Below are 19,019 nucleotides of genomic sequence, written 5' to 3' on the forward strand. Positions count from 1 at the left end.
CATTCCCTCTCGCCCTTCGCTCAAGTGACCGCTTCGCGCGCCTGATGCTCGGGGTGTTTCCAGATATCGCCGTCCATGATCGCTCCCAGCCGTTCGACCGCGTCCCAGACGTCGGCATAGCCGACATAGAGCGGGGTGAAGCCGAAACGAACCGTGTCGGGCGCACGAAAATCGCCGATCACGCCGGCGGCGATCAGCGCGCGCATGATCGGATAGCCGTCGGCATGGGCAAAGGAAACCTGACTGCCGCGCGCCGCGGCATCGCGCGGCGATGCAAGCGTGAAACCATGGCCGGCACAACGCTGCTCGACGCGGCGGATGAAAAGATCGGTCAGCGCCATCGACTTGGCACGGATCGCCGCCATGTCGGCCGACAGGTGAATATCGAGCCCGATTTCCACCAGCGCCATCGACAGGATCGGCTGGGTGCCGATCAGAAACTGGCGCAGCCCCGCTTGCGGCCGATATCCGGGTTCGAAGGCGAAGGGCGCCGCATGCCCCCACCAGCCCGTCACCGGCTGATGCGCCGCGTCCTGATGCCGCGCCGCGACGAACAGGAACGCGGGCGAACCGGGACCGCCGTTCAGATATTTATAGGTGCAACCGACCGCGAAATCGGCATTGCAGCCATTGAGGTCGATCGGCATCGCGCCCGCGCTGTGGCACAGGTCCCAGATCGCAAGCGCGCCCGCCGCCTGCGCGCGCGCGGTGATCGCCGCCATGTCGTGGACATGTCCGCTCTTGTAATGAACATGAGTGATCGCGACGGCGATCGTGTCGTCGTCGATCGCGTCGGCAATCGCATCCTTCTCGCACAGGCGCACCGTGACGCGCCCACCGGTCGCGGCCGCGACGCCTTCGGCGATATAATTGTTGGTCGGGAAATTGCTGCCTTCCAGAATCAGCACGCTTCGATCGGGGCGCATCGCGACAGCCGCCGACAAGACCTTGAACAGATTCTGGCTGGTCGAATCGCAGACAATGACCTCGCCCACCCCGGCGCCGATGAGCGGCGCGAGCTTGTCGCCCAGCCGCACTGGCAGGTCGAACCAGCCGGCACTGTTCCAGCTCTTGATCAGGTCGGCGCCCCATTCGCGGGTGACCACATCGAGCGCGCGGGCGCTCGCCGCTTTGGGCATCGCGCCGAGCGAATTGCCGTCGAGATAGATCATCCCGTCGGGCAGCACGAACTGCTCGCGCAGCGGCGCCAGCGGGTCGCTGCGATCCATCGCCTCGCACCAGGCGCGGTCGGGAGTTTCAGGGATGTTTATCGCGGTCACATCATGCGTCATGGAAGCATACTACTTTCGTCTGGGACATTTCGCGTACCGCAAAGCGCACGCCCTCGCGTCCCATATTGCCCCGCCCGGCCCCGCCGAAAGGCATGGCATCAAGGCGGTAATCGGTCGAATCATTGATCATCACCCCGGCAACGCGCAGCCGCCGCGCGGCGTGGCGCGCATGGCGGAGCGATTCGGTGAAGATCGCGGCGTGGATCGCGTAGTCGGCGCGATTGGCGGCGTCGATGGCCTCGTCGAGGTCGGTGAAGCGAAACAGGCTCGCCACCGGGCCAAAGGCTTCGTGGCAAGCGACGCGCGCATTCTCCGGAACGTCGGCCAGCAAGGTCGGCCGGACCAGCGTGCCCGCGCGCTCGCCGCCGGTCAGCAACGTTGCTCCCTGCGCAACCGCCTCGCGCGTCCACGCGACGATCCGCTCGGCCTGCTCCGGACAGATCATCGGACCGATGTCAGTCGCCGGGTCCATCGGATCGCCGACGCGCAAGGCATGGGTCGCCGCAACCAGCGCATCGCGGAACCGGTCATGGACACCAACCTGAACATAAACACGCTGCACTCCGATACAATTCTGTCCCGCTGCACCGAAGGCCCCCTCGGCACAGGCCTGTGCCGCCTTGGCGATGTCGGCGTCGTCCATCACGATCACCGGGCCGTTGCCGCCCAATTCCATCGCGACGCGCTTGATCCCCGCCCGACGGCAAATCGCCTGCCCGACGTTGGCGCCGCCGGTAAAGCTCACCATCGCGACATCGTCATGGCCGGTGAGCGCATCGCCGAAATCGCGCCCGCATCCGGTCAGAAGATTGAGCGCGCCGTCGGGCAGCCCCGCCGCAAGCATCAGCCGCGCAAGCATGATCGCGACGAGCGGCGCCTGTTCGGCGGGCTTCAGCACCACCGCATTTCCCGCGGCAAAAGCGGGGCCGAGCTTATGACACACCAGATTCAGCGGATCGTTGAACGGGGTGATCGCTGCGATCACGCCCAGCGGCTCGTGCAGATAATAGCCCGAGCGCGCTTCGCCGCCCGGAAAGCTGTCGAAAGCGATGGTTTCGCCCGCGAGCCGCGTCGCTTCTTCCGCCGACAAGCGCAGCGTGTTGACCGCGCGCGCAACCTCCCGCGTTGCGGAGCGGATCGGCTTTCCGGTTTCGGCGGTGATTGCGGCGGCAAAGCGGCTCGCCTCGCCTTCCAACGCTGAGGCGGCACGGTGCAGGATGCCCGCACGCTCTCCCGTCGACAGCTCGGCCATCGCTGCGGCGCCGGTCAGCGCGCTCGCGACCGCGCGTTCGACATGAGACGCGTCGGCGCACACCACCTCGCCCAGCGCCTCGCCCGAGAAGGGATTGGTCACGGCCATCGTCGCGGAGCCCCCCTCCCAGCGCCCGCCGATCAGCACCGACCGGCCGGCGTCGAACGGGACATGGATCACGGCTTGTCCTTGCGCAGAACGAGCGTGTCATATTCGCGGCTGTCGAGCAGCGCCTCGACAATCACCGGCCCATCGGCGGCGAAGCCGGCCTCCAACGCTGCGCGGAACTCGGCGGGGTCGCGCGCGACCGTCACCGGAACACCGAACAGCGACGGACCGCCAATCGTCCCCTCGGCGCGCACCGGTGTGCCATAAATGGGGTTCGATTTCTTTTCCTGCTTGATGCGGATCAACGCGAGATCATTGTCGGTGAAGATGACGATCACCATGCGCAGCTTCTCGCGCACCGCGGTCGCCAGTTCGCCCGCGGTCATCAGGAAACCGCCGTCGCCAAGCACGCAGCAGACTGGGGTATCGGGGCGGCAGAGCTTTGCCGCGATCGCGGCGGGAAGACCGAAGCCCATCGCCGACCAGCCATTGGTCATGATCTGTGTTCCCAGCGCCGGGGTGCGCCAATGCTGGCCGATCAGATGCGTATGCGCGCCGACGTCGCAGGTCATGATGCCATCGTCCGGCAGCAAGTCGCGCAGCACATCGAGCGCGGCGCGCGGTCCGAAGGGACCGTTGCCGCCGGCCAGCTGCGCGAACATGTCCGCCTTGCGCGCTGCGAGAGCCGCGAGGTCCCAGCCCTTGGGCGCGGCAGGAAGCGCAAGCAGCCCATCGAGGGCGGGAGCGATGGCGCCGACCACCTCGGCCGCGACGGGATGTACCGCGCGGTCGATGTCGGCAGCGACGATATCGATATTGGCGAGCGCAAGCCCGTCGCGCATCCAGCCCTCGAAGTTGAACTCGATCGGGTCATAACCGACAGCGACGACCAGATCGGCCTCGGCATGCGTCTGCCCAACCAGATCGGACAGTGCATGAAAAAGAACGCCCGCATAATTGGGATGTGTCTCCGCAACCATTCCCTTTGCCATCGGGGTCAGCAGCACCGGCAGGCCGAAACGTTCGGCGAGCGCCGCGATGCGATCCTGCACGCCGGCATGGACCGCGCCCAGCCCGATCGCCAGCACCGGCTTTTCGGCGGCGGTGAAGGCGGCGAGCAGCGCCTCGATATCGGCGGCGGCTGGCGCAGGAACCGGATCGGCCGCGATCGGACCGATTTGCGCCGCATCGACCGCGACCGCGCTCATCCCCTGCGGCAGGCCGACATGCACCGCGCCTGGACGGCCCGACAGCGCAATCCGCGCCGCCTCGGCCAGCGTCTCGACGACGGTATCGGGCTCGATCCGCGTCGTCGCCTTGGTCAGGGGCGCGAAGAGGGCCTGATGGTCGATCCCCATCTGCACCGTCCGGCCGCGCAGCGCGGCGGGCATTTCATCGGTCAGCGCGATCATCGGCGAGCGATCGAGCGTCGCCCCGCCCACTCCGGTCGCGAGATTGGTCGCGCCGGGACCGAAGGTGCCGAAACAAACCCCCGGCACTCCGGTCAGCCGCCCGCAGATATCCGCCATGAAACCCGCGCCGCCCTCATGACTTGCCAGCACGAAATCAATGCCGTCGGTGGTACGGATCGCCTCCATATAATCGACCCAGCCGCCGCTCGGTACGCCAAAGACATGGCGCACCCCCATATCGCGAAGCGCCGCAATGACATTGCGGGCAACATTGGTCGATTTCATCCATGAATCCTTCATCAAAGGCTATCTGCTGCGACCGGCCTAAGCCCGTCCGCCATAAACAAATAATATCAAATAGCCGCCGCGATATATCGTTCGCGTTATAGAAGAACGGGTCAGACGAAATGGTTGGCGATCGTCCCGATGCCGTCGATTCCGCCTTCGACAAGATCGCCCGGCGCGATGCGCCCGACGCCTGCCGGGGTGCCGGTATAGATCAGATCGCCGGGCCGCAGTTCGACATAGGTCGACAGTTCGGCGATGATGTCGGCGACCGGCCAGATCATGTCGGCGATATCGCCGTCCTGACGTATCGCGCCATTGACCGACAGCCAGATGCGGGCCGCCGAGGGGTGGCCGATGTCGGCCGCAGGCCGGATCGCCGACAGCACCGCGCTGCGATCGAAGCCCTTCGCCATATCCCACGGGCGCCCGCCCGCCTTGGCATCGGCCTGCAGATCGCGGCGGGTCAGGTCGTTACCGACCGCATATCCGAACACCGACGCCGCCGCATCGTCGAGAGCGATGTTCGCACCGCCCTTGCCGATCGCGACCACCAGCTCGATCTCGTGATGCAGATTGGCGGTGCGCGGCGGCATGGCGATGTCGGCCGTGCCCGCAACCACCGCATCGGCGGGCTTCGAGAAGAAGAAGGGCGGCTCGCGTTCGGGATCGCCGCCCATCTCGCGGGCATGATCGGCGTAATTCTTGCCGACGCAGAAGATGCGCCGAACGGGAAAACGATGATCGCTGCCCGCGATTTCAACGCTGGGTTGGGCGACGGTAAACATGTCGGTCATATCATCCTTTCGATCTTCCGATCAGGCCGGCGGATAGAGCGCGGCCTGGCATTTGCCATCGGCGCCTTCCAGCCCCTTTTCGCGGGTCGCGTTCCACGGGCTGCCCATCTTGTCTTCCGGCTGATACCAGAAGCCATAGAGCTTGCCGTTCGCGGCGACCAGCGTTGCCGCACCGATACTGCCCTCTTCCTTCGAGAACCACGACAGCCGCATGATCCGTCCAAAGATCGTACCGCGCAGCGTGCCAAGGCCATCGTTGTAACAGCCCCATATATCCTGTCCCTTTTGCCGCAATGCGATCGGGCCATATTCATGGGAATAGACGCCGCTGACATCGGCCGCGCCCGCAGCGCCGCGCTGATCGAGTTCACCAATGACCGCGAGGTCCGACAGGCGCGTCGCCCCGCCGCCCGCCCAATTGCTGTCGACGCGCAGCCGCAGCCAGCGTGCCTGAGCCTCCTTGGGCAAATTCACGATCGTCTGCGCGTCAGCCTTCGCTTCGCCTTCAACCAATGTTTCAAACGGTCCCTCAGCCCCGGTGGTCGACCCGAGCAGGGCAAAGCGCCGCACCGGCGAGCCTTCGGCGGTCTGCGACATCGACCCGTCTTCGCGCACCACCGGTTCGAACCGGCTGTCGATCGCGACCGCGCGCACCTTGCCAGTGCCCGCGAGTTCAAAGTTCAGCGTGTGGGGAAAGGCGATGTCCTTCGGCGACAGCCAGCCATAGGCCGATCCGCCATCGACGAGATTGATCGTCCAGGTCGACCAATGCCGCTTCGCTTCATCGCGATCGGCCTCGGCAATCCCGCCCCAGCTGATATGAAGAATATTGGCTCCGGCAGGCTCGGCCAGTTTTTCCGTCGCCTTTTTCGCGGGCGCGTTCGAGCATCCGGCGAGGAGCAGGGCCCCCGCCAGCGCAATCTGCCATTCATGCATGTTTTCAGTCCTTCAAGATGGGCCTAGCGCCGTTCGGGCCAGACCTTTGTCGGCGCGCTCAGGCGCGGTTTGCCAAGCAAAGGGGACGACAACGCGTACACACCGTTGACCGAGAAGGCCCAGATGATGTTGCGGTCATATTCGGTGAAGACCGCGAAGGTCGAATTGCCGAACGTATAGTCGGGCAGTTCCTTGTCGGTCGGAAAACGCGGGACGAAATAGCCCGCGATCGTCGGCTTCGCCGGATCTTTCACGTCGAAAATCTGGATACCGGCGTTGTAAAAGGCATAGACTGCAAGCCCCTGCCGGCCGCCCTCGGGCTGTCCCAGCCCGCCCGACCGCTTCGGCCCGAAGCTGCCGCGACGCTGGCAGAAATCGGTGAAGGATGCACCGGGCGGCGGCGTCGGACGCGGGAATTTCGCTGCGACCCGCGGGTTGGCCGGATCGCGCACGTCGATCGAATAAATATCCTTGAACGGCTCGTAACAATTCTCGTTCATCGGATAACCGTTCGAGAAGACGAAACCGGTGCGATCGTACTGGCTGACGTCGACATTGTCGAACTCGGTCCCGGCATAGCTCGGCGGCACGCTGAGGTGGCCCAACGTCTTCGGCTCTGCCGGATCACTGAGGTCGAAGGTATAGAAGCCGAGGCCGCCCATGCCGCCGAAGCCGACCTTGCCGCCCTGCTCCACCGGCTTCGTCAACACGATCGGGTTGCGCGATCCCATCCAGCTCGTCCGGTTGCCCGCGCGCGGATTGGCGAGATAGGCCGCCTCGCTGGCCTTGTCGCCAAGCACCTGCCCCGGCACCGTAATTTGCGAAACGAACTTCGGGTTTGCCGGGTCGGCCATGTCCCAGACCTGATAGCCGGGCGAATAGAGATAATCGGGATATTCGGTCAGGCTGTAGCTGTCGTCCGGCGCCGCCGAGAGCAGCATATATTTGCCGCCCCACCAGGTCACCGCGTCGAGCACGCCCGATCCCTGCTGCTCGCCGATCGGCGCGTCGGGATGTTTGATGTCGGTCGTCCGCGTCGCGATCAGTTTCCATTTGTCGGGCGTCGGGCCATCCATCACGAAGACCTTGAAGCCCTTCAAGGAATTATATTGACGCTGTGCTTCGACCTTGTCGGGCTGGCTCCTTTTGTCGTCCATCAGACCGAAGCGGCCGATCTCGTAAGACGCGATAAGTATATTGCGCTGTAGCTTTTTGTTCCACGCAATGGTGACCCCGCCGAAATAATCGGTGACGGCCGAAGCATCCCAATCCTCGCTCGACCCTTTCGCGTTCCAGACCCCGCCCTGCGACCAGACGATCTTTGCCTTGCGCGGGTCGGTGACGTCCATGATCCGCAAATAGTCGCGGTCGTGGGTATAGAGATAACGCTTGCCGTCAAAGTCGACGACGCTCGCCCACGCATGCCATGGCGACGTCACCGCGGGGTAGAAAGCAACGACATCGACATTCTTCGCGTAGCTGTTCTGGTCCCAATGATCGAGCTGACCCGGAAAGGCGGGCGCCTGGGTGGTCAGCGGCGTCGCGACCGGATGGCGGAAGGCACCGGTCGCCGGGTCCATGCCATAATCGACCTCCGGCGCCGGCGGCGCCGGGGGGTTTTCAGGGGTCAAATCCTGCCAGGCCTTCAGCCACGGATCGACGACGTTGATCGGCCCCGCATCATGCCCGCCTTCCCCGCCGCTCGCGGCGGTCAGCAAGGCCGCGTGAAGCAGGGCGGCGGCAACCGCCGCGGCGCCCGCCGTGATCCTGAAGCTGCGTTTCATTGGCGATCCCCTTAGTCTCGATGTGCGCAAATCGGGCGGCCCATGCCCCGCCCTTAAAAGCGGAACCGGGCCGTCACGCCATAGGTGCGCGGCGGAATATATGTGCCGTAAATCGTCCCGAACAGGTCGAGCTTGCTGGTGTAGTTCAGCTCGTTGGTCAGGTTTTTCGCCCACGCCGACAGTTCCCATTTGCTGTCGGCATCGCGCACGCCGATCCGCGCATTGAGCAGGATTTCGGAATCGAATTTCAGGATCGGCGTGTTCGGATTGTCATAGAAATTGGCGCCGGTGTACTGGAAATCGCTGCCAGCGGTCAGCACGATGCTGTCGCTGATCGGCTGGTCGAGATTGGCCGAAATCCCGAACGCGTGCTTCGGTGTCCGGCGGCAGGTGTTGCCGTCGAGATCGGTCCCCTCGTCGTCGATGATCAGTTCGCCGGTAAAATTGCACCGTGAATAGGCATAATTGCCCGAAATGCTGAACGTGTCGGTGATGCGCGCCTGAATATCGAGTTCGAGACCATAGGCCCGCGTGCCATTTTCCGCATTGAACACGAAATTGTCGGGCGGCAGCCCCGGTCCGGGCGACAGGAACTGGTTGGTCTGGAGATTGTCGTAAAGCGTGTAATAACCCGCCGCATTGATGAAGATGCGGCGGTTGGCCAACGCCACCTTGGCGCCCAGTTCGAAACTGTCCGCAGTCTCCGGCTCGAACGACACCAGCGCCTCTTCGGGGGTATTCGCATCTTCGCCGGTCCAGCCGCCGGGCTTGTACCCCTTTGCATAGCGCGCATAGAGCGTCACATCGTCATTCGGCTCGAACCGCAAGGTCGCGCTGGGCAGCCACGCGTCCCAGCTGCGCTTGTCCGACACGGTGAAATTGACCGGCGCGCCTTCGAAGGATTCGCCCGAGCGATTGTTCGAATAATTCTTGCGGTCATAGGCATAGCGCAGCCCCGCCTCGAACGTGAGCTGGTCGGACAGGTCATAGCTGACTTCGCCAAAGATACCGATATTGTCGTTGTTCGACGTGGTGACCGTGTGATTGGAACCGGGGAAGGGCGATGCCGGCGTCCCGCCGAATTCCATAGCAAAGGCGAATTCGGTGATCGCCTGAAAATCGGCGAACAGGAAGTTCACATCCTCGGCACGGCGGATTTTCTCGCGCAGATAATAGACGCCGCCTTCCAGCCGGAGCGCGCCGCCATTGTCCCAGCGCAGCCGCACTTCCTGCGAGAATTGCTTCACATCCTCTCCCTTGCCGCTGTCGAAATAGCTGTCGGGGACGGTCGCGAGATAGGTATCGAGCCCCGCGAGCATCGCCGGGGTGATATCGGGCGCATTGGTCGCAGGGTCGATCGCGAAATCGAAGAACATGCCCCCGCCATCTTCACGCGCGGTCAGCGATGAATCGCGCCAAGCGGTCTGCAGCGCGACGCTGAGGCTGTCGCTCACCTCCCAATCGACCGAACCCGTGAGGCCATACATGTCCGAATTTTGATAGCCGGTGAAATTATGCGCGCCCTCACGGCGCTTCGCGTTCCGGAACGGCGCGTTTCGGTCCGGCAGGACAAAGCCCGGCAGGCTGGCGATCGGCGGTGCGAAGAAGCTGTTGAACGTCACCTCATTGCTGTCGCCCGGAACGATGACGTCGACCCAGCGCGCGCCGTCGCGGTGCCGCGTATAGTCTGCCGACAAATTGATATCGAGCGTCGCGCTCGGCTGCCAGCGAAGCTGTCCGCGCACCGATTGCGTATTCTGGTCTTCCTCGTCGCCCCCGCGGGTATTTTTTGCATAGCCGTCGTGCATCTTCGAACTGACGACGAGCCCGAGACCCAGCGTGTCCGACACCGGGCCGCGCACCGACGCGGCGACGTCAAGCTTGTCGTAATTGCCATAAGTCGCCTCGAAGCGCCCTTCGAATTCATCGCCCGGCCGTTTGGTCACATAGTTGATGAGGCCGCCGACGACGCTCTTGCCGAACCGCAGCGCCTGCGGCCCCTTGAGCACTTCGACGCGCTCCAGATCATAAAGGTCGAGCAGCGACCCGGTTCCGCGGGACATATAGGCGCCGTCGACGAAGATGCCGACCGCTCCGTCGGCGCCGGCGCCCTGAATATCCGATCCGATGCCGCGAATGAAAAGCTCGGTATCAACCGCCCGCTCGGCGCTGAGCTTGAGGCCGGGGACGCGATAGGCGATTTCCGAAAAATCCTTGATGCCCGCCTGTTCTAGCGCGGCGCTGCTGAACGCCTGCACCGAAATCGGCACATCCTGAAGGCTTTCCTCGCGCTTGCGTGCCGTCACCACAATCTCGTCGTTCGACGAAACGCCGGCGGCGTCGGTGGGCGCCGATTGCGCCAATGCCGCACCCGGCATGGCATGAAGCACTGCGGTTGCCAGTAGCGCCCGGCGCAAGTTCCCGTTTAATCCCATTGTCCCACTCCCCATCGGCCGGCGAGCCTTATCCTCGTATGGGAAAGCGGTCGCCTTGGCCTGATTGATTTGCCGTCTGGACAATAACGGCATTCATATATCTATATAATAGATTATGGATTATCAGATATTCATATTTGGCTATATCTGACATCGGACCCGTCCCCTGCACCGGGGAGGCCCCTATTCGAATATGACGGCTGCGTCGCGCGCGAAGCGCATCGTCCGAATCATCTGGACAAGGTTGATCGCATAAGCCCGGCGTCCAGGTCCTTGAGGACCCGAACGCCGGGCAAAGGCCCGCTATGGGCGCATGGGCGTTACCAGCTCAGGCCGACACGCGCATAGAGGTAACGGCCATTGAACCCGAAGGGCGAGTAATAGGGAAAGCCCACCACGCCATTGTTGTTCAGGCGCTCGATGGTCGCATCGGGATAGACGTCGAACAAATTGCTTGCCCCGATGGCGAATTGCCCGCCCGTTGCCGGCTGATAGCGGAACTCTAGGTCGGTAATGACATGCTTGCCGGTCGGGATGTCGTTGGCTGCTACGCTGCCCGGCTGAATGACATTGCCATAATAGGTTGCGCGCAGCGTCGCCCCCAGAACATCGCCCGACCAGTCGATCGCGCCGGTGATTTTTTCGCCCGGCGTCCCCTGCTCAAGCGAGACGATCCGGTTGCGGCCGAACAATGTCGGTGCAGGATTCAGCGTGGCCGTCGAGGTCGGAACGCGGGTCACATCGACATCGTTGAAATTGGCCGCGAGCGTGAAGTCGAGCGTTCCCAGTCCTTCGGGACGTGCACGATAATTGGCGACGACGTCGATACCGCGCGTGGTCGAACGCAGGCCGTTGATGAAGAAGCGCGCCGCCTGGACGTTGAGCGGATTGAGGATCGCCCCGACGCCCGGCGCCGTCGCCGGAATATTCTCGGACAGCGCGATCTGGTTGCGCAGCTTGATCTGATAGGCGTCGACCGTCAGGCTGAATCCACCCGTCCGGATTACGCCGCCCAGCGAAAAGTTGGTCGATTTTTCGGGTTCAAGCGGCAAGCCGCCGAGCGCCACGCCCGTGGGGTCGATCGACGGGAAATGACCGGTCAGCAGGATATTGCCGCTGTCGACCACCGACGTGATCGACGTATAATATTGCTGCTGGAGCGACGGCGCGCGGAAACCGGTCGAGGCGGTACCGCGCAGCGCCAGCCAGTCGGTCACGTCATAGCGCAGCGAGAGCTTTCCGTTCGCGGTCGAGCCGAAATCGGAATAATCCTCGACCCGTCCGGCAACGGCCACCAGGAATTGCGGGGTGATTTCCGCTTCGAGGTCGAGATAGGCGCTGATGTTACGCCGGTCGGCCTTGACGCTGTTGCGGGGTGCGAACCCCGGAAAACCCTGCGCCCCGCCATTCTCATAGGAAGCCGGCTCGCCCGGTGCAATCTTGTAGCCCTCGCGGCGCCATTCGGCCCCGAAAGCGAGGTTGAGCGATTCAAAGACGTCAAAGCGACGCGTGACGTCGAGCCCCGCGACCCACTGGTCATAGGTTACTGCCCCGTCGTAAAATTCGGTCGGGGACGCATTGCCAAGGCTGTAGTTGGCCGAATCGAGCGTGTTGAATGCGATGCGATTGCGGCCGTAGCTGAGGTTCAGGTCGACCCCCCATTCGCCGACATCGCCGCGCAGGCCGACCGCGCTCGTCAGGTTGCGCGATTTTGTGTTGATCAGCGGCAGGAAGCCGTCGGGCCAAATGCCGCCCACGCCCCCGGTGGCAGCGGCAGCAGCCAAGCGCGGGAAAGCGGCACTTTTGCTGTCGCGGTCCTGATAGCCCACCCAGCCATAGAGCTGGAATGCATCGCCGACGCCGACGCCTGCGTTCGCAAAGACCGTCGCCTGCTCGGTTTCGGGATCGCCGAAGCGGCTGGTGACGCGCGTCGGGGTGACGCGGGGATCATTGCCGCCGCGGCTGGTCGGCTTGCGATCGACATATTCGCCCGAGATGGTGAGGAAGCCGTCATTGCCGAAGCCGATGCCTTGCCAGCCCGACACGGTCAGAACCGGCTCTCCAGTGACGCTGCGGCCACCCCGCGCGGGGTCGAAATCGGTCGCGTAAAAGCCGTAGGTCGCCGATACCCCGCCACCCGAGCGCGCCTCGCGCAGCCGCAGATTGATCACGCCGGCAATCGCATCGGAGCCATATTGGGCCGAGGCGCCGTCGCGCAGCACCTCGATGCGATCGAGCGCGACCGTCGGAATGGTGTTGAGGTCGACGGCGGCCGAACCGCGTCCGACCGAACCATTGACGTTCAGCAGCGCCGACGTGTGGCCGCGCGTGCCGTTGATCAGCACCAGAGTCTGGTCGGGCGACAGGCCGCGAAGCGTCGCGGGCCGGATCGCATCGGTCCCGTCGACCGCAGAAGAACGCTTGAAATCGATCGACGGCGCGACGGTCGAAAGTGCCTGCCCCAGCTCGGTCGAGCCCTGCCGGCGAAGCGTTTCGCCGCCCAGCACATCGACGGGCGCAGGCGAATCGAGCCGCGATCGCCCCTCGGCGCGCGTCCCGGTGACGATGATTTCATCACCCTGCCCGGCATCGGTGGCGGTCGCATCGGCGCCATCCTGCGCAAAGGCGGGCGATACGGCGAAGGCCGCAATGGCGATCAGGCTTGTGGTGACAATCGTGGAACGAAGCATGGGGGGAGTCCTCCTGGTCTGGGCAACTTGCTCTTGGCCGGCATCCTCAGTCGCAGGAGCGACAGACGGGGCAAAACAGGTGTAGCATCGCCTCGCCCGCCGACGCGGCCAAGATTTCTTACCGAAACCGAAGAAAAACTTTCATCTCAATTAAATTGATTGAATTCACTTGGTAGCCCGCGACAATCTAGCGGTCCCGGCCGGGCGTGCTCTGCGCTGCGACCGTCAATATCGAAGCTCGAGCGAAGCCTTTACCGTTCGCGGCGCCCCCGGGAAAATCCAGACGGGACTGTAAGAGCTTTGCGCATAACGCGCGTCGAACAGATTGTCGGCGACGAGGCGGACCGAGGCATGCCGGGACAGCCGGTAGTCGGCCCCGACCTTGGCCTTCGCATAGCCCGGCAGGACAAGTCCGCTCATGTCGATCGCCCCGGCCCGCGGGCCGATATAGCCGAGGCCGGCACTGAGGGTGAGTTCGCGATCCCCGGCGCCGGGGAAACGCGCCGACACGAACAAGGACCCCGCATGTTCGGGCACGTTGAGCACCGCATCGGTAGCGAACGTCGCGTCGTCGGCGCGCGCTTTCGTCCAGGCATAGTTGGCCACGATCTGCCAGCGGCCACCGAGCTTGATCGCCGCGTCCAGTTCGATCCCGCGGCTGGTGAGCCGACCGACCGGCGCAAGATAATTGGGATCGACGGGATCGTTGGTCAAAATTCCCGACTTCGCAATATCGAACCATGTCGCGGCCACGTCGATACCCGGCCAAGCGGCGGTGATGCCGAGTTCATAACCCTTGCCCCGCTCGGGCGCGAAACCTTCAAGCTCGCGGCTGGTGCCCGAGTTAAGAAGGAAACTCTCGCCCCAATTGGCGTGGAGGGCAAAAACGTCACTCAGCCGATACCGGCTGCCGATCCGGAAATTGAGCGGTTCGCCGACCGCCGTCGCTATCGCGCCCGTTCGCTCGTTCAAGATGCGTTGGCGATAGGCATCGAGGCGGATACCGCCCGATAAAGTCAGCCGGTCGGTCGCATCCCACATATCCTGCAGGTAGAGTGTCCCCGACCAGCGGCGTTCGCGGTTCTGAGTGAATGGCAAGAGCGGCGCGGCGCTGCCGCCATAGACGGGATCATATATGTCGATCGCGTGCGGGTTTTCCGCCGTCGGGTTGCGGCGCAGCCAATGCTCCTGATAATCCAGTCGATAGCCCTTGGCCCCAACGCTCAAACGATGCGCCCCAAGCTCGCCGGACAGTTCGAACCGCGCAGAAAGATCGTCAACGACGAAGTCACGCTGGCGCCGCTGACGCCACAAGGTCTGCCCATCGACAAGGCGCGACTGATCGGACGAAAAGCCCTTCAGCGAACCCGTGCGCCATGCAACCCCGCCATTCAGCGTCCAGCCGCCGCCAAGTTCGGCGAGCGCGGTCAGTTGATGCCGGCTGTTGCGGAAACGTGTCGTGCCGTCGCCCGGTTCGCCATAGAAGCGCGACGCGGGAAGAGCGTTCGCATCGCCATTCAGCGCCGGGATACCGCGATCGAACGGCGCATCGAAATGCGTGATCTCGCCCACATAGGTGAGCCGCATACCTCCCGCCGGCTCCCAGGTTAGCGACGGTGCCACCACGTGACGCTTCAGGGTCACATGATCGCGCCAGCCGTCGCTATCCTCTGTCGCCACGACGATCCGGGCGGCAAACTGGTCGGACAAGGGACCGGTCACGTCGAGTTCAACGCGACGCGTGTCGAATGAGCCATAGGTGAAGATCGCACTGGCCGACGGCGAGAAGCGCGGGGTTTTCGACACGATGTTCACGCGGCCCGCCGGATCGATGTCGCCGAACAGCGCACCCGCCGGCCCCTTGAGCGCCTCGATACGCTCGGCGGTCGCCGGATCGCGTGGCGGCCCCATGCCGCGATTGGCGAGGAAGCCGTCGACATAATATTCGGCGCCGCCATCGGGCGTGCCCAGAAACCCGCGGATCGCGAAATTGTCGAGAAAGCCGCCACGATTATTCTGATTGCTGACCCCGCTCACCAGTTCGAGCGCATCGGAGAGGCGCGAGACCGCCGCCGCGCTCAGAAGGTCGCGTTCGAGCGACCTGCTCGACGGCGACATGCGTTCGGTCACGATGTCCGACGAGAGCGTCCGGTCGACACGGCCGCTACGCGTACCGATGACGACGATTTCGCTCACTTCGGCTTCGGTCGTCGAGGGGCCGGCGGGCTCCGCAGCGGCAGGCACAACGGGGGCAGCGGCAGCGAACACCGCCGCAGCAGAGAATTGGGAGAGGGACAAGGGCTTGCCTTTTTTGTTATGATGTATCATTACGCAATGCGAAATGAATATCGTCTTGTCAACCGCCGCCACGCCGGGGCCCATTCGCATGCCCGTCCCTGCCCACACCCGTTCGCGCATCGAGTCCATCGACGCTTTGCGCGGCCTCGTCATTCTGTTGATGCTGGTCGATCACGCACGGGAGTTCTTTTTTCTCCACGCGCAAGTCAGCGATCCGATGGACGTCGCGACCACCTCACCCGGCCTCTTCGCAACGCGCATGGCTGCCCATCTCTGCGCTCCGGTATTCGTCGCGCTCACCGGCCTCGCCGCCTTCCTTTATGGCGATGCCAAGGGCAGTTCGGGGGCAGCCTCGACCTTCCTGTTCAAGCGCGGCCTTTTCCTTGTGGCGCTGGAATGGACGGTGATCAATTTCGCCTGGACCTTTGATCTGACGCCGGCGACGATCTTCCTGCAGGTCATATGGGCCATCGGCCTGTCGATGATCGCGCTGGCGGCCCTCCTCCACCTGCCCCGGCCCGTGCTGATCGCCGTCGGCCTCGGGATCGCGCTCGGACATAATTTGCTCGACGGACTGGCCTTTGCCGACGGAAGCTGGGGCGGGACGATCTGGGCGGTACTCCACGAGCGCGGTCATATCGCCCTGCCATGGGGCGGCACGGCGCGGACCTCCTATCCCCTTCTCCCCTGGATCGGGGTCATCGCGCTCGGCTACGCCATCGGGCCCTGGTTTCGCCGCGACGTCGATCCCGCGGTCCGGCGCACCCGGCTGGTCGCCGCCGGTCTAGGCGCACTCGCAATCTTTCTGCTGCTCCGGTCCGTCAACCTATATGGCGAGCCACTGCCCTGGACGGTCGAGGCGGATACGGTGCGCAGCGCGATGAGCTTTTTCAATCTCACCAAATACCCACCCTCGGCCAGCTTCCTGCTGCTGACGCTGGGTATAGGTGCGCTGCTGCTCGCGGGCTTCGAACGGCTTCCGGCGACCGCTCGCACGGTCCTCGTCACCTTCGGTTCGGTGCCGCTCTTCTTCTATATCTTCCACCTCTATCTCTTGCATATCCTGAACCGCCTCGCCGCAACGATCTGGCCGGTCGGCGAGACGGGGTTCGTCAGCGTTCCCGGGGTCGGCGGCGTGTGGTTGCTTGCCGCAGCCGTCGCCATCCCGTCCTGGTTCGCCTGCCGATGGTTCGCGGCCCGCAAGCGAGCAAGCAACCGGTGGTGGATGCGCTATCTTTAGGAGCTGGCGGGCGTTGACGGGGCCCGGTCCAATAACAGCGGCCCCGACCGCCCAACAATTTTCTCCTATTTTTCGGGACAGCGCGAGCCTCGTGGCGGACGGTGCCGACCTACCCGCCGGCGCCAGCAAAAACCGCGCTTGCGCTGCGGAAGAGCATATAGGCCGCCACCGCGAAGATCAGCCCCGCGAAGATCGCAGTCAGCACACCGCGTCCCGACATTGCGCGCGCGGCGCGCGCTCCCGCGACGCCCCCGACAAGCCCGCCGGCGATAAAGACCCCGGCAAGCGTCCAGTCGATCAGCCCCGATGCAGCATAGCTGAGCGCGGTGGTGAGACCGAAGGCGGTTACCGCGACGAGACTGGTTCCGACCGCGTTGAGGATCGGCATCTTTGTCGATGCGATGAGCCCGGGCACGATCAGGAACCCGCCGCCGATGCCGAAGAAACCTGAAAAGCCCCCAGTCCCGAGACCATAGCCAAGCACCTGAGGCGCATTGTGACGATTGCAGGCAGCCCCCTCGACCCCGGGATTATGGCGTCCGCGCAGCATGAGCACCCCGACACCCAGCATCAGCAGCGCAAAGAGGAAAAGCAGCTTCTGCCCGTCGATCGCCTTTCCGATGGTCGAGCCGGCGAGCGCGCCGACGATGCCGCTTCCCGCGTAGAGGAAACCGCAGCGCCATTTCACCGTTCCAGCGCGCGCGTGCTGCGCAAGACCCGAGGCGGCGTTGGCGGCAACGGCAAGCGCGCTCGTCCCGATCGCGACATGGGGACTCGCGACCCCTACGAGATAGACCATGAGCGGCACCGCGAGGATTGAGCCGCCACCACCGACGAGGCCGAGCGTGAAGCCGACGATGCCGCCCGACACGCCGCCGAGCAGATATTGGAGCGTATCCAGCGTCACCCGCCCGAACCGATGGGCGCCGGCGCGGCAAGCCATTCGCGGCCGCGGAGCATGCCGTGCCAGTAGACGGGAGGCAGGATCTTCTCCTTGAGCAACCACGAAAGACGTGAGGGCCGCGTCCCTTCGATCAGCCATTTGGGAAAGGTCGGGAGCAATTTGCCCCCATAGCCGAACTCGGCCAGCACGATGCGTCCCGCCTCGACCGTCAGTGGGCAACTGCCATAGCCATCATAGACCGCCACTGGCGGTGCGCCGTCGAGCGCCGCCAGCACATTGAGCGCAGCGACAGGTGCCTGTTTGCGCGCGGCGGCCGCGGTTTTGGCATTGGTGGTCGCCGCGACGTCGCCGAGCGCGAAGACGTTCGCATAGTCGGGGTGTCGAAGTGTCGCCACGTCCACCGCGACGAAGCCCGAGGGGGCAGCGAGCGGGCTCGACGCGATGAACGCGGGCGCCACCTGCGGCGGTACGACATGGATCATGTCGAAACGCTCCTCAACGCGGCGCACGTCATCGCCGCGACGCTGTTCGAACAGCGCGATCTTTGCTGCGCCATCGACCGATATGAGGCGCGATTCCAGCTGCATGTCGATGCCGTAACGCGCGATGTAGGCCTGGAGCACCGGGACATAGGCGGCGACGCCGAACAGCGACGGCGTCGCAGTATGAAATTGCACATTCATCTGCCCCAACAGCCCGGCGCGCTCCCAGCGGTGGCATGAAAGATACATCGCCTTTTGCGGCGCGCCCGCGCATTTGATCGGCATGGGCGGCTGGGTGAAGAGCGCGCGCCCCCCGCGAAGCCGGCGCACGAGCCGGTCGGTGTAGGGGGCAAGATCATAGCGATAGTTGGAGGTCACTCCGTCCGAACCCAGCGTTTCGGTCAGCCCCGGAATAGCGCCCCAATCGAGCTTCAGCCCCGGACAGACGACCAGCGCGCGATAGGCGATCACCCGTCCGTCGGCGAGCGTGACCTGGTCCCCGGCGGGGTCGAAGGAGGCGGCCGCGCCGCGGATCCACTCGGCCCCTTCGGGGATCAGGCCCGCCTCGCCGCGCCGTGTCGCCTCGGCTGCGAAAATGCCGCCACCGACCATCGTGAAGCCGGGCTGGTAATAATGATCCTCGCTCGGTTCGACGATCGCGACCGTCACGCCCTTCCGGCGACGCAAGATGCTGGCGGCGGTCGCAAGTCCCGCGCTGCCCCCGCCGATCACAACGACGTCATAATGCGCCACGCCGCCGTCGGCTCCGCGCGCCGCCGCCATCCCGGCGAGCTGTTCGGACCGCGCACCCGAGCGGCAATAGGCAAGCACCGGCGCCGGGAGGTCGGCGAGCGCACGCGCCATCGCGGCGGCGTCGCTTTCGTCGATCCTTCCCCGCACGACGGGTATATGGACAAAGCGAAGACCGTGCGCCTCAGCTGCGGCGGCGACGGCCGCCGCGGTGGGCTGGCCAGCTTCCTCGCCATCTGGACGATTGCAGACGATCGAGCGGAAACCCGATGCGGCGAGCGCGGTAACGTCCGCCGGATCGATCTGCGGCGATACGCGAAGCGTCGGCGTCAGAGTCCTGATGGTCATAATCTC

The 19,019-nt window shown here is 64.4% G+C and carries 12 protein-coding genes; 1 reads left to right on the forward strand and 11 read right to left on the reverse strand.

What is annotated here, in order from left to right; all coding sequences use genetic code 11:
- Positions 1–20: 20 nt before the first annotated feature.
- The 9 genes from kynU to ACSYDV_RS01810 all read right to left on the reverse strand — a co-directional run bounded on the left by kynU (position 21) and on the right by ACSYDV_RS01810 (position 15,289).
- Positions 21–1,292: a kynureninase gene (gene kynU / locus ACSYDV_RS01770; protein ID WP_438322020.1), complete on the reverse strand. Its 1,272-nt coding sequence runs from the start codon at positions 1,290–1,292 to the stop codon at positions 21–23.
- Positions 1,282–2,724: an aldehyde dehydrogenase family protein gene (locus tag ACSYDV_RS01775; RefSeq protein WP_438322021.1), complete on the reverse strand. Its 1,443-nt coding sequence runs from the start codon at positions 2,722–2,724 to the stop codon at positions 1,282–1,284. Before ACSYDV_RS01775 ends, kynU begins: the two co-directional genes overlap by 11 nt.
- Positions 2,721–4,349, reverse strand: coding sequence for a thiamine pyrophosphate-binding protein (locus tag ACSYDV_RS01780; RefSeq protein ID WP_438322022.1), 1,629 nt, complete (start codon positions 4,347–4,349; stop codon positions 2,721–2,723). The genes ACSYDV_RS01775 and ACSYDV_RS01780 overlap by 4 nt, the downstream gene beginning before the upstream one ends.
- 113 nt (positions 4,350–4,462) lie before the next feature.
- Positions 4,463–5,146, reverse strand: a complete 684-nt coding sequence (locus ACSYDV_RS01785; protein ID WP_438322023.1) for a fumarylacetoacetate hydrolase family protein — start codon at positions 5,144–5,146, stop codon at positions 4,463–4,465.
- Between the two features lie 21 nt (positions 5,147–5,167).
- Positions 5,168–6,082: a hypothetical protein gene (locus ACSYDV_RS01790; protein WP_438322024.1), complete on the reverse strand. Its 915-nt coding sequence runs from the start codon at positions 6,080–6,082 to the stop codon at positions 5,168–5,170.
- Positions 6,083–6,105: 23 nt separating this feature from the next.
- Positions 6,106–7,866 (reverse strand): LVIVD repeat-containing protein, encoded by a 1,761-nt coding sequence (locus tag ACSYDV_RS01795; RefSeq protein ID WP_438322025.1) that lies wholly within the window; start codon positions 7,864–7,866, stop codon positions 6,106–6,108.
- A 53-nt stretch (positions 7,867–7,919) separates the two neighbouring features.
- Positions 7,920–10,256 (reverse strand): TonB-dependent receptor, encoded by a 2,337-nt coding sequence (locus tag ACSYDV_RS01800; protein ID WP_438322026.1) that lies wholly within the window; start codon positions 10,254–10,256, stop codon positions 7,920–7,922.
- A 365-nt stretch (positions 10,257–10,621) separates the two neighbouring features.
- On the reverse strand, positions 10,622–12,991 hold the full coding sequence (locus ACSYDV_RS01805) for a TonB-dependent receptor plug domain-containing protein (RefSeq protein ID WP_438322027.1): 2,370 nt from the start codon (positions 12,989–12,991) through the stop codon (positions 10,622–10,624).
- A 225-nt stretch (positions 12,992–13,216) separates the two neighbouring features.
- Complete coding sequence (locus tag ACSYDV_RS01810) at positions 13,217–15,289, reverse strand: TonB-dependent siderophore receptor (RefSeq protein ID WP_438322028.1); 2,073 nt, start codon at positions 15,287–15,289, stop codon at positions 13,217–13,219.
- A gap of 88 nt (positions 15,290–15,377) precedes the next feature.
- Between ACSYDV_RS01810 and ACSYDV_RS01815 the strand changes: the two genes are divergently transcribed.
- Positions 15,378–16,529: an acetyltransferase domain-containing protein gene (locus tag ACSYDV_RS01815; protein WP_438322029.1), complete on the forward strand. Its 1,152-nt coding sequence runs from the start codon at positions 15,378–15,380 to the stop codon at positions 16,527–16,529.
- 109 nt (positions 16,530–16,638) lie between these two features.
- Here ACSYDV_RS01815 and ACSYDV_RS01820 read toward each other — a convergent pair whose 3' ends face one another.
- On the reverse strand, positions 16,639–17,436 hold the full coding sequence (locus ACSYDV_RS01820; RefSeq protein WP_438322030.1) for a sulfite exporter TauE/SafE family protein: 798 nt from the start codon (positions 17,434–17,436) through the stop codon (positions 16,639–16,641).
- Complete coding sequence (locus ACSYDV_RS01825; RefSeq protein ID WP_438322031.1) at positions 17,433–19,013, reverse strand: bifunctional protein tyrosine phosphatase family protein/NAD(P)/FAD-dependent oxidoreductase; 1,581 nt, start codon at positions 19,011–19,013, stop codon at positions 17,433–17,435. The genes ACSYDV_RS01820 and ACSYDV_RS01825 overlap by 4 nt, the downstream gene beginning before the upstream one ends.
- Positions 19,014–19,019: the final 6 nt, after the last annotated feature.

The organism is Sphingopyxis selenitireducens, assembly GCF_051550705.1.
Taxonomy (GTDB): domain Bacteria; phylum Pseudomonadota; class Alphaproteobacteria; order Sphingomonadales; family Sphingomonadaceae; genus Sphingopyxis.